The sequence below is a fragment of the Klebsiella sp. EMBS2024 genome (genome assembly GCF_036233805.1).
GTDB lineage: Bacteria > Pseudomonadota > Gammaproteobacteria > Enterobacterales > Enterobacteriaceae > Klebsiella > Klebsiella pneumoniae.
In genome coordinates, this window is the sequence record NZ_JAZARW010000001.1 from 2,959,205 (window position 1) to 2,970,413 (window position 11,209).

The window sequence follows — 11,209 nt, forward strand, 5'->3', positions numbered from 1 at the left end:
GTACGCCACCGGGGTGAGCAAGTAGAGCCAACGCACCTGCAACTTGAAATATGACGGATAGCTGGCGGTGCTGTTTTGTATCCCGCCTGATACTGGCGGTAACGAAAGAGGATATACCGTGTCCCGTACTATCATGTTAATTCCTACCGGTACCAGCGTAGGTCTGACCAGCGTCAGCCTCGGTGTGATCCGCGCTATGGAACGCAAAGGCGTTCGTCTGAGCGTCTTTAAACCTATCGCCCAGCCGCGTTCCGGTGGCGATGCCCCAGACCAGACCACCACCATCGTTCGCGCCAGCTCCTCCACCACCACCGCCGCTGAACCGCTGAAGATGAGCCATGTTGAGTCTCTGCTCTCCAGCAATCAGAAAGATGTGCTGATGGAAGAGATCATTGCCAACTACCACGCGAATACTCAGGACGCGGAAGTGGTGCTGGTGGAAGGCCTGGTACCGACCCGTAAGCATCAGTTCGCCCAGGCGCTGAACTTTGAAATCGCCAAAACGCTGAACGCTGAAATCGTCTTCGTGATGTCTCAGGGCACCGACACGCCAGAACAGCTGAACGAGCGTATCGAACTGACCCGTAACAGCTTTGGCGGCGCCAAAAATACCAGCATCACCGGCGTTATCGTCAACAAACTGAATGCCCCTGTCGACGATCAGGGCCGTACCCGTCCTGACCTGTCGGAAATTTTCGACGACTCGTCGAAAGCAAAAATCGTGAAGATTGACCCGGCTCAGCTGCAGAAAGGCAGCACGCTGCCGGTGCTGGGCGCAGTGCCATGGAGCTTCGATCTGATCGCGACCCGCGCGATCGACATGGCGCACCATCTGAATGCGACCATCATCAACGAAGGCGATATCAATACCCGCCGCGTGAAATCCGTGACTTTCTGCGCGCGCAGCATCCCGCACATGCTGGAACACTTCCGCCCTGGTTCTCTGCTGGTTACCTCCGCAGACCGTCCTGACGTGCTGGTTGCGGCCTGCCTGGCGGCAATGAACGGCGTGGAAATCGGCGCCATTCTGCTGACCGGCGGCTATGAAATGGACGCGCGCATCAGCAAGCTGTGTGAACGCGCTTTCGCGACCGGCCTGCCGGTATTCATGGTCAACACCAACACCTGGCAGACCTCCCTGAGCCTGCAGAGCTTTAACCTCGAAGTACCGGTTGACGATCACGAGCGTATCGAGAAAGTTCAGGAATACGTGGCCAACTACATCAACGCCGACTGGATCGAATCGCTGACCGCGACCTCCGAGCGCAGCCGCCGTCTCTCTCCGCCAGCCTTCCGCTACCAGCTGACCGAGCTGGCGCGCAAAGCCGGCAAACGTGTCGTTCTGCCGGAAGGCGACGAACCGCGTACCGTGAAAGCGGCGGCGATTTGCGCCGAACGCGGGATCGCCACCTGTGTCCTGCTGGGTAACCCGGATGAGATCAACCGCGTAGCCGCGGCCCAGGGCGTGGAGCTTGGCGCCGGCATTGAAATCGTCGATCCGGAAGTGGTTCGCGAAAGCTATGTGGGTCGCCTGGTCGAACTGCGTAAGAACAAAGGCATGACCGAAGCGGTCGCGCGTGAGCAGCTGGAAGACAACGTGGTTCTCGGCACCCTGATGCTGGAACAGGACGAAGTCGACGGTCTGGTATCCGGCGCGGTTCACACCACTGCCAACACCATTCGTCCGCCGCTGCAGCTGATCAAAACCGCGCCGGGCAGCTCGCTGGTCTCCTCCGTGTTCTTCATGCTGCTGCCGGAACAGGTTTACGTTTACGGCGACTGCGCGATCAACCCGGACCCGACCGCCGAGCAGCTGGCGGAAATCGCTATTCAGTCCGCTGAATCCGCGATTGCCTTCGGCATCGAACCGCGCGTAGCGATGCTCTCCTACTCCACCGGTACCTCCGGCGCGGGTAGCGATGTCGAGAAAGTCCGCGAAGCGACCCGTCTGGCCCAGGAAAAACGTCCTGACCTGATGATCGACGGCCCGCTGCAGTATGACGCCGCGGTGATGGCTGACGTAGCGAAGTCCAAAGCGCCGAACTCACCGGTAGCTGGCCGCGCGACCGTGTTCATCTTCCCGGATCTGAACACCGGTAACACCACGTACAAAGCGGTACAGCGCTCTGCCGACCTGATCTCCATCGGGCCGATGCTGCAGGGTATGCGCAAGCCGGTCAACGACCTGTCCCGTGGCGCGCTGGTAGACGATATCGTCTATACCATCGCACTGACCGCGATCCAATCGGCTCAGCAGCAGAAGTAATCTGCCGCTGTAGTCAAAGCAAAAGGCAGCCGAATGGCTGCCTTTTTGTCGTCAGGAGGCGAGCGACGATTGCTGCCGCGCGTTTGCGATCTTTATTCGCGCTCGCTCTCTTCCGCATCATCATACTCATTACCGGCGTTGCGGGTCATCCACAGCGCCAGCGCTTTCAGGGAGTCCGGCGTGAACTCATCGCAGCGGGCGGTGATCTCTTCCGGCGTTAACCAGCACACCTCGCTGACCTCTTCTTCCTGCAGGGCGAACGGCCCGTGGGAGACGCAGCTGAACAGGCTTCCCCAGACGCGGCAGAATTTGTCTTCGTAATAAAACTGGCCGTGATCGGCAAACGGCACCCCGGCGATGCCTAACTCCTCTTCCGCCTCGCGACGGGCCGATTCCAGCAGCTGCTCATCAGCCTGCACGACGCCGCCAGCGGTGGCATCCAGCATGCCCGGATGAAAGTCTTTTGTCTCGGTGCGTCGCTGCACCAGAATTTTCCCCATTCCGTCATGAACGACGATATAGGTCGCCCGGTGGCGCAGGCACTGCGCGCGCATTTGCTCGCGGCTGGACTGTGCTATCACCTCATTGTTTTCATTAACAATATCGACCCATTCTGTGCTTGCCAAATGATTCTGTTCCGCCATCAGGAAACCTTACTTTAAATGCGCTCTCGCGGCGCGTCTTTATGATTGAGGGCTAAATTACGGGTAAATTGCAACCTCTGCAATAACCTGATTATCATTGAGTGCTAAAACCTGCAGCCGCCCCTGATCCAGCAGCCCATAGCTGGCGGAATATCCCCCTTTCGGGATACTCACTGAGCCGGGATTAAAGAGGTAAATTGCGCCGCGTTTTTCCGCGACCGGTATATGAGTATGGCCATATGCCAGGACATCGCCAGCGGCCAGCGGCGGCAGATTATCCGGACTATAGAGATGCCCGTGGGTCAGAAACAGGCGATAGCGTTCGCTAAGCACCTGCTGCCAGGGCGCGGTCATTGGAAAACGAAGCAGCATCTGATCCACTTCGCTGTCGCAGTTGCCGCGAACAGCAACAATGCGTTCCGCCACGCTGTTCAACCGCTCCGCCACCTCACCCGGCGCATACCCCTCAGGCAGCGCGTTGCGCGGACCGTGATTGAGCACATCGCCGAGTATGATCAGCCACCTGGCGCCGCTTTGCGCGAACCGTTCAAGCACGCGTTCCGTGGCGGGCAGCGAACCATGAATATCGGAGGCAAACATCAGCTTCATAGGTTCCATCTCCACTGGTTACGATGCCTCTATGATAGCGGAAGCGCGGCGGGTTATCAGCCTCAGCGTTTGGCGGAAAGCGCCACGTAACGCTGGATTGAGGCCCGCTGCCACTGGAAAGACGCATAATCAGCCAGCGCCTCCGGTACCTTATCGCCATTGAGAACCAGGCGATTGAGCATCAGCGCCAGGTCTGCGTCGGCAATAGACCATTCGCCAAATAAATTTTGCCCGCCGTGGGCCAGTAGCGTGGTGGCGGTGGCAAACAGCTTTTCCGCAGATTGCCTGCCGGCCTCGCTGAGGTCCGGCATTTTCGCCCCGTCAAACACCACAGCGGTGGATCGCTCTTCACGAATTGGCATCAGATCGCTGCGCAGCCAGGCCTGGATCTGCCGGGCGCGGGCTCGTTTTTGCAGATCATGCGGGTAGATGCGCTCCCACTCCGGCGGCGCAAAACGCTCATCCAGATACTCGGTAATCGCCGAAGACTCACTTAGCGCGAAATCATCAACCTCCAGCAGCGGTACGCGACGGGTGGCGGCATAGCCTGTCCAGCCCGCCTGCAGATGTTCGCCGCGGTTCAGGTCGACGGTTTTAAGGGTAAAAGGCAGGCTTTTTTCCTGCAGAGCGACATAGACAGACATCACGTACGGTGAGAAAAAATCGGCATCGGACCACAGGGTAATGACAGGCTGGCTCATAGCTTCCTCAAGGGTGGTAGACAGGACAATAAGCCAACATAGCCTGTCTTACAGGCGATGTCACTGCTCGAACGCAGACGACTCGTCGCCTAGCTGCCGGGTCGCTTGCGGAATTTCTCCCGGGTGGCGCAGCTTCACCTATACTCGAACAGTTTGCGACCCACGACGGCGGGAAATATTATGATCGATCTTTACTATGCACCCACCCCAAACGGCCACAAAATCACCCTGTTCCTCGAAGAGGCGGAGCTAGCCTATCGGCTAATTCGGGTCGATATCGGCAAAGGGGAACAATTTCATCCGCAGTTTCTGGCGATTTCGCCGAATAATAAAGTTCCGGCTATCGTCGACCACATGCCTGCTGACGGCGGGGCGCCATTGAGCGTTTTCGAGTCCGGCGCCATCCTGCTCTATCTGGCGGAAAAAAGCGGTAAGCTGCTGAGCGGCGAGCTGCGGGAACGCTACGTCACGCTGCAGTGGCTGTTCTGGCAGGTCGGCGGGCTGGGGCCGATGCTGGGGCAAAATCAACATTTTTCCCACTCCGCGCCGCAAACCGTGCCCTACGCTATTGAACGTTTTCAGGTGGAAACCCAACGACTGTATGGGGTGCTAAATCAGCGTCTGGGATGCAGCCCGTGGCTTGGCGGCGACCACTACAGTATCGCCGACATCGCCGCCTGGCCCTGGGTGAACTGCCATGTCCGACAGCGTATCGATCTGGCGAACTATCCGGCGGTGCACAACTGGTATGAGCGCATTAAGCAGCGGCCGGCAACGGCGGAAGCGATGTTAAAAATTCAGCTTTATTAACCCCCTGCTCGCCCGTCGCGCTTTGTTGTATGATTGCAGGACTTACACCACGGAGGAAGCCTGCAATGTCTCAACCAGACGCCATTATTCGTATTAAGAACCTGCGCCTGCGGACTTTTATTGGTATTAAAGAGGAAGAGATCGCCAACCGCCAGGACGTGGTAGTGAATGTAGCCATTCACTACCCTGCCGATAAAGCGCGCGACAGCGAGGACATCAATGATGCGCTGAACTATCGCACCATTACCAAGCGCATAATCAGCCATCTTGAGAATGGCCGTTTTTCGCTGCTGGAAAAATTAACTCAGGATGTGCTGAATATCGCATGCGAACATCACTGGGTCACATATGCTGAAGTGGAGATTGATAAACTTCATGCGCTGCGCTATGCCGACTCGGTGTCCATGACCATGAGCTGGCGTCGCTAACCATGTCAGGGAGGTGGTATGAAGATCCTGCTTACTGGTGGTACCGGCCTGATTGGCCGACATCTGATACCCAGATTGCTGGAGCTCGGGCATAGCGTCACGGTCTCCACGCGACATCCGGATACCGCCCGCGCCCGTCTCGATCCGCGCGTCACCCTGTGGCGCGATTTCGAGGGCCATCACCACCTCAATGATATTGATGCCGTCATCAACCTGGCGGGTGAACCCATCGCTGATAAACGCTGGACGGCCGAGCAGAAACAACGCTTGTGCCATAGCCGCTGGGATCTCACGCAGCGGCTGGTGGGCCTGATCCACGCCAGCGACACCCCTCCCTCCGTGCTGATCAGCGGGTCTGCCATCGGCTACTATGGCGACCTCGGCGAGGTGGTGGTGACCGAAGAAGAGCCACCGCACAATGAGTTTACCCATAAGCTGTGCGCCCGCTGGGAACAAATTGCCTGCGAAGCGCAAAGCGAGCGCACCCGCGTCTGCCTGCTGCGCACCGGCGTGGTACTGGCTCCGCGGGGCGGTATTCTCGGCAAAATGACACCCGCCTTTAAGCTCGGCCTCGGCGGGCCTATCGGCAACGGCAGACAGTACCTGGCCTGGATCCATATCGACGATATGGTTAACGGCATTCTGTGGCTGCTGGATAACGATCTGCGCGGTCCGTTCAATATGGTTTCTCCCTACCCGGTGCATAACGAGCAGTTCGCCCATGCGCTGGGTCATGCGCTCCATCGACCGGCGATTTTCCGCGTTCCCGCCGCCGCTATCCGCCTGTTGATGGGGGAATCCGCCGTCCTGGTGCTTGGCGGCCAGCGCGCGCTGCCAAAGCGTCTGGAGGCCGCCGGCTTTGCCTTCCGCTGGTACGATCTGGACGAAGCGCTAAAGGATGTGCTGAGTTAATGGCTGACACAGGGGAGCATTGGCTCCTCTGATTCCATTCTGCTGGCTCATGCTCCACGCCTGGATGGCCTCACCCTGGCGCTGCAGCATCGCCATATTCAGGACAACCAGCGCCCTTAATCGCCTGAATTCACCGCCAGCCGGCCGGTTCGCCGGTGTTACCTGGCAAAGCAAAGTGCTAAGGTAGGCTTTTCTTTCTGCGTATTGACTGCTTTATGACGACCATCACCACACCACGCCTTTCGCTTACCCGCTTTGTTACCGATGACTGGCCCTTTTTTCTGCGCCTGCGCCAGGATCCGCAGGTGATGCGTTTTATGGGGGAGGTGTTAAGCGAGGAGGCGCTGCGCAGCGTCTTCGTCAGTCGCTGTGCCGATCCCGGGGTGTTTGTATTGCGCGATAAATTCGGCGAGGCGCTGGGCGATATTGGGCTCCGCATCAGTCCGAAAAATCCGCACGAAGCTGACGTCGGCTACGCGCTGCTGCCTCAGGCTCAGGGAAAAGGCTATGCCAGCGAAGCGCTGCGGGCGGTCTGCGAGTATGGTTTCACCACCCTGGGGGTGCAGGCCATCAATGCCTGGGTGCTGGGTGAAAACCGTGGCTCATCGCGCCTGCTGGAGAAGCAAGGCTTTGTGCGCACCCAGGTGCTGGAGAAAGCCTATCATCTGAACGGCGTCGATTACGATGACTGGATCTATCGGCTGGAGCGGGAAGCTCATCCGGCGTCCGCAGACGCCGGATGAGCCGATTATTTCAGCGAACCTTTCAGAAACTGCTGCAGGCGCGGGCTTTTCGGCGCGCCAAACAGCGCATCCGGATGCCCTTCTTCTTCAATTTTACCCTGATGCAGAAAAATGACATGTGAAGAGACGTGGCGGGCAAAGCCCATTTCATGGGTCACCACCACCATGGTTTTTCCCTCTTCCGCCAGCTGCTGCATAATGCGTAACACTTCGCCCACCAGTTCCGGATCCAGCGCGGAGGTCGGCTCATCAAACAGCAGCACTTCCGGTTCCATCGCCAGTGCGCGGGCAATAGAGACACGCTGCTGCTGGCCACCGGAAAGATGCACCGGATACTTCGCCTGCTGACGTTCGTCTATCCCGACCTTGGCCAGATATTTTACCGCCCGTTCGCGCGCTTCCTGTTTGCTTAAGCCCAGCACCTGAATCGGTGCTTCCATGACGTTCTCCAGCACCGTCATGTGGCTCCACAGATTGAAATGCTGAAACACCATGGTCAACCGGGTGCGCAGCAGGCGCAACTGGTTCTTATCGGCCACCTTCAGCTGGCCGTCTTTATCCCGTACCAGACCAATATTTTGGCCGCTGACGACGATCGTGCCTTCGCTCGGTTTTTCAAGGAAGTTAATACAGCGCAAAAAGGTACTTTTTCCGGAACCCGATGAACCGATGATGCTGATAACGTCCCCGGCTTTCGCCTGCAGCGAGACGCCCTTCAGCACCTCGTGTTCCCCATAGCGTTTATGCAGATCGATAACGTTTAATTTATTGTCGGACATGGCGTTCTCAATGCGTCGAAGAAGGTTTGATATGCTGCAACCAGCGCTTTTCCGCTTTACGGAACAAGCTAATCAGCACATACGAGATAATTAAATAGAGCACCGCGGCGATGCCAAACGCGGTGAACGGCTGATAGGTGGCCGAGTTGATATCGCGGGCGATTTTCAGCAGATCCGGTACCGTAGCGGTAAACGCCAGCGCGGTAGAGTGCAGCATGAGGATCACTTCGTTACTGTAGGCCGGCAGTGCAATCCGCAGCGCGGAAGGCAGAATAATGCAGCGGTATAGTTTGACCGAAGAGAAGCCGTAGGCCCGCGCCGCTTCAATTTCTCCGGCGGGTACTGAGCGGATCGCGCCGGCGAAAATTTCAGTGGTATAGGCGCAGGTATTCAGGGTTAACGCCAGTACCGTGCAGTTTAGCCCGCTGCGGAAAAAAGCGTTCAACAGCTCCGTGCCTTTGACGATTTCCAGGGTATACATGCCGGAGTAAAAAACCAGCAGTTGCACATACAGCGGCGTGCCGCGAAATATGTAAGTGAACAGCCAGATGGGGAACTGGATAAACTTATTGCTCGAGACGCGGCCGATGGCCAGAAACACCGCCAGGATGCCCCCCATTACCACTGAAGAGATCAGCAACCATAAGGTAATCGCCACGCCGGTAAAGCGATAGCCGTCGGTCCACAGTAGTGATTTCCAGTACTCCTGAATAATTTCAATCACAGGTCAGCCCTCTTCACGCCAACGGTATAGCGGCGTTCGAGCAGCAGCAGTACGCCATTAGAAACGGTGGTAAACACCAGATAAATCAGGCCGCAGACGATGGCGAAGTAGAACGGCTGCCAGGTGCTTTTCCCGGCCAGCTGCGTGGCTTTGACCACATCCTCCAGCCCCAGCAACGAGACCAGCGCCGTCGCCTTGAGGATAACCTGCCAGTTGTTGCCTATCCCCGGCAGCGCGTAGCGCATCATCGCCGGGAAGAGAATACGCCGGAACGTCTGCCCGCCGCTAAAGCCAAAGGCGGTAGCCGCTTCGATATGCCCCTTCGGCACCGCCAGGTAGGCGCCGCGGAAGGTTTCCGTAAAATAGGCGCCATAGATAAAGCCAAGGGTAATAATCCCGGCGATCATCGGATCGATATCAAACTGGGCCATACCCAGCGCGTCGGTAACGCTGTTTAGCGCAATCTGCAGGCCGTAGAAAATCAGCAGCATCAGCACCAGATCGGGCACGCCGCGGATCAGAGTGGTATAGCCTTCAAATACCAGCGCCAGTGGACGGTTGCTCGATAACTTTGCGCCAGCGCCCGCCAGCCCAATCAGGACGGCGAGAACGACCGAGCTGAGCGCAAGCTCCAGGGTGACGAGCGCACCCTGCAAAATAACCTGTGAAAACCCATACAGCATGCTGCCTACCCTGTCTGTCATTCACCATTGCGCGCGAAACGCACGCAATGGCGAGGCGTGAGAATTATTCGCCGTATACGTTAAAATCGAAATATTTTTTCGCCAGCTTGTCGTAGGTGCCGTCCTTACGCATCTCTGCAAACGCCTTATTCAGCGCTTCACGCAGTTCGTTGTCTTCCTTACGCAGCCCCATACCGGTGCCAACACCAAACAGTTTCTCGTCTTTGATTGACGGGCCACCAAACTGGTAATCTTTACCAATAGGCTGTTTCAGGAACCCTTCGCTGGCCGCGACCTCATCCTGGAACGCGGCGTCGATCCGGCCGGCGGTCAGGTCGGAATAGATATTGTCCTGCCCCTGATAGGAGACAATTTCGATACCTTTCGGCGCCCAGTGCTCATTGCCATAGGTTTCCTGAGTCGTCCCCTGCAGCACGCCCACGCGCTTACCCTTGAGGGTGGCGAGATCCGGCGTTACCGGGCTGCCCTTTTTCACCACCAGACGCGAATCTGCCGCATACAGCTTGTCAGTGAAGGCAATTTCCTGCTGGCGCTTTTCAGTAATCGACAGCGAAGACATAATCGCGTCGATTTTCTTCGCTTTTAAGGAGGGGATCAGCGCATCCAGCGGGTTTTCAACAAAGGTACATTGCGTATTAATACGCTTACACAGCTCTTTTGCCAGATCGATATCAAAACCGACCAATTCTCCCTGCGCATTCTTCGATTCGAAGGGAGCATAAGTCGGATCGGTACCGATACGAATTTTTTGCGGGATGGCGGCAAAGACCGTGGAAACGCTGGAAAGGGCCAGCGCTAAAGAGAGAGACAACGCCAGTTTTTTCATAACTATCCTCGACAGACTGTCATTCTAACGGGTTTATTAGAACTATTTACGCCAGTTATCGTGCCATTATTCGCCCCTTAAGGGCAAAGATTTATGCACCAGAAAGGCCGATTTTTTGCATCAGAAACGCTTAACTATGCATTTTTTAGCCAAAAAACTGGCTGCTTTTGCACTGAAATGATCCACGGCGCGTTTAGATGCACCCTTTTGGGGCATGGATACGAACCTGGCGGCAGGCCCACCCCATTGTGCGGGCCTGCAGCAGTCTTAGTCGCCGTACACGTTAAAATCGAAATATTTCTTCGCCATTTTGTCGTAGGTGCCGTCTTTACGCATCTCGCCCAGCGCTTTATCAAACGCGGCTTTCAGCTCGGCGTCGTCCTTACGCAGGCCGATACCGGTGCCGTCGCCAAAGTACTTTTTGTCTTTAACGGACGGGCCGGCGAAGGCGAAATCTTTCCCGGCAGGCTGTTTCAGGAAGCCTTCGCTGGCGGCGACTTCATCCTGCAGCGCCGCATCCAGACGGCCAGCTGCGAGGTCTGAATAGATCAGATCCTGGTTCTGGTAAGCCACCACGTCAACGCCCTGGCTGCGCCAGCGGTCGTTAGCATAGGCTTCCTGAGTAGAACCCTGCAGCACGCCGACGTGCTTGCCTTTCAGCGCCTCCAGCGTCGGCTGGATCGGCGACCCTTTGGCGGCGATCAGACGCGAGTCAGCGGCATATAGCTTGTCAGAGAAGGCGATCTCTTGCTGGCGCTTCTCGGTAATAGAGAGGGAAGAGATGATGGCGTCGATTTTCTTCGCTTTGAGGGAGGGGATCAGGGAGTCAAAATCACTGCCGACCCAGGTACATTTCACCTTAATTCGGGAGCACAACTCATTGCCTAAATCGATATCAAAACCAACAAAGTCCCCTTTCGCGTCTTTCGACGAAAATGGCGCATAGGTCGCGTCAGTGCCAATGCGAATGCTCTGCGGCAGAGCAGCAAACACGCTGGCCGTGCTGCTCATTCCCACGAGTAAAGAGAGAGCCAGAATCGTCTTCTTCATACAGTACCCTTAA

Annotated in this window: 14 protein-coding genes; 5 read left to right on the forward strand and 9 right to left on the reverse strand. The window is 56.9% G+C overall.

Annotated elements, in window-relative coordinates:
- Window positions 1–118 precede the first annotated feature (118 nt).
- Complete coding sequence (gene pta / locus VZP09_RS13580) at window positions 119–2,266, forward strand: phosphate acetyltransferase (RefSeq protein WP_002913196.1); 2,148 nt, start codon at window positions 119–121, stop codon at window positions 2,264–2,266.
- Window positions 2,267–2,358: 92 nt separating this feature from the next.
- Here pta and yfcD read toward each other — a convergent pair whose 3' ends face one another.
- From yfcD to yfcF, 3 genes are all read right to left on the reverse strand, one after another.
- Window positions 2,359–2,910: an NUDIX hydrolase YfcD gene (yfcD, locus tag VZP09_RS13585; RefSeq protein WP_002913197.1), complete on the reverse strand. Its 552-nt coding sequence runs from the start codon at window positions 2,908–2,910 to the stop codon at window positions 2,359–2,361.
- A 57-nt stretch (window positions 2,911–2,967) separates the two neighbouring features.
- A complete protein-coding gene (gene yfcE / locus VZP09_RS13590; protein ID WP_004174991.1) occupies window positions 2,968–3,519 on the reverse strand; it encodes a phosphodiesterase in 552 nt (183 codons plus the stop codon).
- Between the two features lie 62 nt (window positions 3,520–3,581).
- A complete protein-coding gene (gene yfcF, locus VZP09_RS13595) occupies window positions 3,582–4,220 on the reverse strand; it encodes a glutathione transferase (RefSeq protein ID WP_004180746.1) in 639 nt (212 codons plus the stop codon).
- A 180-nt stretch (window positions 4,221–4,400) separates the two neighbouring features.
- Here yfcF and yfcG point away from each other — a divergent pair, with 180 nt between their 5' ends.
- From yfcG to VZP09_RS13610, 3 genes are all read left to right on the forward strand, one after another.
- Window positions 4,401–5,030, forward strand: a complete 630-nt coding sequence (yfcG, locus tag VZP09_RS13600) for a GSH-dependent disulfide bond oxidoreductase (protein ID WP_004174988.1) — start codon at window positions 4,401–4,403, stop codon at window positions 5,028–5,030.
- Window positions 5,031–5,095: 65 nt separating this feature from the next.
- Window positions 5,096–5,458: a dihydroneopterin triphosphate 2'-epimerase gene (folX, locus tag VZP09_RS13605; RefSeq protein ID WP_002913200.1), complete on the forward strand. Its 363-nt coding sequence runs from the start codon at window positions 5,096–5,098 to the stop codon at window positions 5,456–5,458.
- An 18-nt stretch (window positions 5,459–5,476) separates the two neighbouring features.
- A complete protein-coding gene (locus tag VZP09_RS13610) occupies window positions 5,477–6,370 on the forward strand; it encodes a TIGR01777 family oxidoreductase (RefSeq protein WP_002913203.1) in 894 nt (297 codons plus the stop codon).
- Here the strand turns inward: VZP09_RS13610 and VZP09_RS13615 are convergent.
- Entirely contained in the window at window positions 6,350–6,466 is a 117-nt protein-coding gene (locus VZP09_RS13615; RefSeq protein WP_004217247.1) for a hypothetical protein, read from the reverse strand. The genes VZP09_RS13610 and VZP09_RS13615 overlap by 21 nt on opposite strands.
- Window positions 6,467–6,585: 119 nt before the next feature.
- Here VZP09_RS13615 and VZP09_RS13620 point away from each other — a divergent pair, with 119 nt between their 5' ends.
- Window positions 6,586–7,113: a GNAT family N-acetyltransferase gene (locus VZP09_RS13620; RefSeq protein ID WP_004140943.1), complete on the forward strand. Its 528-nt coding sequence runs from the start codon at window positions 6,586–6,588 to the stop codon at window positions 7,111–7,113.
- Between the two features lie 5 nt (window positions 7,114–7,118).
- On the opposite strand, the gene hisP is transcribed toward VZP09_RS13620, so the two are convergent.
- From hisP to argT, 5 genes are all read right to left on the reverse strand, one after another.
- Window positions 7,119–7,892: a histidine ABC transporter ATP-binding protein HisP gene (gene hisP / locus VZP09_RS13625; protein ID WP_002913206.1), complete on the reverse strand. Its 774-nt coding sequence runs from the start codon at window positions 7,890–7,892 to the stop codon at window positions 7,119–7,121.
- 7 nt (window positions 7,893–7,899) lie between these two features.
- Entirely contained in the window at window positions 7,900–8,616 is a 717-nt protein-coding gene (gene hisM / locus VZP09_RS13630; RefSeq protein WP_002913207.1) for a histidine ABC transporter permease HisM, read from the reverse strand.
- On the reverse strand, window positions 8,613–9,299 hold the full coding sequence (locus tag VZP09_RS13635; protein WP_002913208.1) for a histidine ABC transporter permease HisQ: 687 nt from the start codon (window positions 9,297–9,299) through the stop codon (window positions 8,613–8,615). The genes hisM and VZP09_RS13635 overlap by 4 nt, the downstream gene beginning before the upstream one ends.
- Before the next feature lie 64 nt (window positions 9,300–9,363).
- Window positions 9,364–10,146, reverse strand: coding sequence for a histidine ABC transporter substrate-binding protein HisJ (gene hisJ, locus VZP09_RS13640; RefSeq protein ID WP_002913209.1), 783 nt, complete (start codon window positions 10,144–10,146; stop codon window positions 9,364–9,366).
- 267 nt (window positions 10,147–10,413) lie between these two features.
- The gene (argT, locus tag VZP09_RS13645) at window positions 10,414–11,196 is read right to left on the reverse strand and encodes a lysine/arginine/ornithine ABC transporter substrate-binding protein ArgT (RefSeq protein ID WP_002913210.1); all 783 of its coding nucleotides are present in this window, start codon (window positions 11,194–11,196) and stop codon (window positions 10,414–10,416) included.
- Window positions 11,197–11,209: the final 13 nt, after the last annotated feature.

Excerpts from the sequence above, each read along its gene's own strand:
- VZP09_RS13635 (WP_002913208.1), bottom strand. The coding sequence starts at position 9,299 with ATGCTGTATGGGTTTTCACAGGTTATTTTGCAGGGTGCGCTCGTCACC.
- yfcD (WP_002913197.1), bottom strand. The coding sequence starts at position 2,910 with ATGGCGGAACAGAATCATTTGGCAAGCACAGAATGGGTCGATATTGTT.
- hisJ (WP_002913209.1), bottom strand. The coding sequence starts at position 10,146 with ATGAAAAAACTGGCGTTGTCTCTCTCTTTAGCGCTGGCCCTTTCCAGC.
- yfcF (WP_004180746.1), bottom strand. The coding sequence starts at position 4,220 with ATGAGCCAGCCTGTCATTACCCTGTGGTCCGATGCCGATTTTTTCTCA.
- VZP09_RS13610 (WP_002913203.1), top strand. The coding sequence starts at position 5,477 with ATGAAGATCCTGCTTACTGGTGGTACCGGCCTGATTGGCCGACATCTG.
- VZP09_RS13620 (WP_004140943.1), top strand. The coding sequence starts at position 6,586 with ATGACGACCATCACCACACCACGCCTTTCGCTTACCCGCTTTGTTACC.
- hisP (WP_002913206.1), bottom strand. The coding sequence starts at position 7,892 with ATGTCCGACAATAAATTAAACGTTATCGATCTGCATAAACGCTATGGG.
- VZP09_RS13615 (WP_004217247.1), bottom strand. The coding sequence starts at position 6,466 with ATGGCGATGCTGCAGCGCCAGGGTGAGGCCATCCAGGCGTGGAGCATG.
- argT (WP_002913210.1), bottom strand. The coding sequence starts at position 11,196 with ATGAAGAAGACGATTCTGGCTCTCTCTTTACTCGTGGGAATGAGCAGC.
- folX (WP_002913200.1), top strand. The coding sequence starts at position 5,096 with ATGTCTCAACCAGACGCCATTATTCGTATTAAGAACCTGCGCCTGCGG.
- yfcG (WP_004174988.1), top strand. The coding sequence starts at position 4,401 with ATGATCGATCTTTACTATGCACCCACCCCAAACGGCCACAAAATCACC.
- yfcE (WP_004174991.1), bottom strand. The coding sequence starts at position 3,519 with ATGAAGCTGATGTTTGCCTCCGATATTCATGGTTCGCTGCCCGCCACG.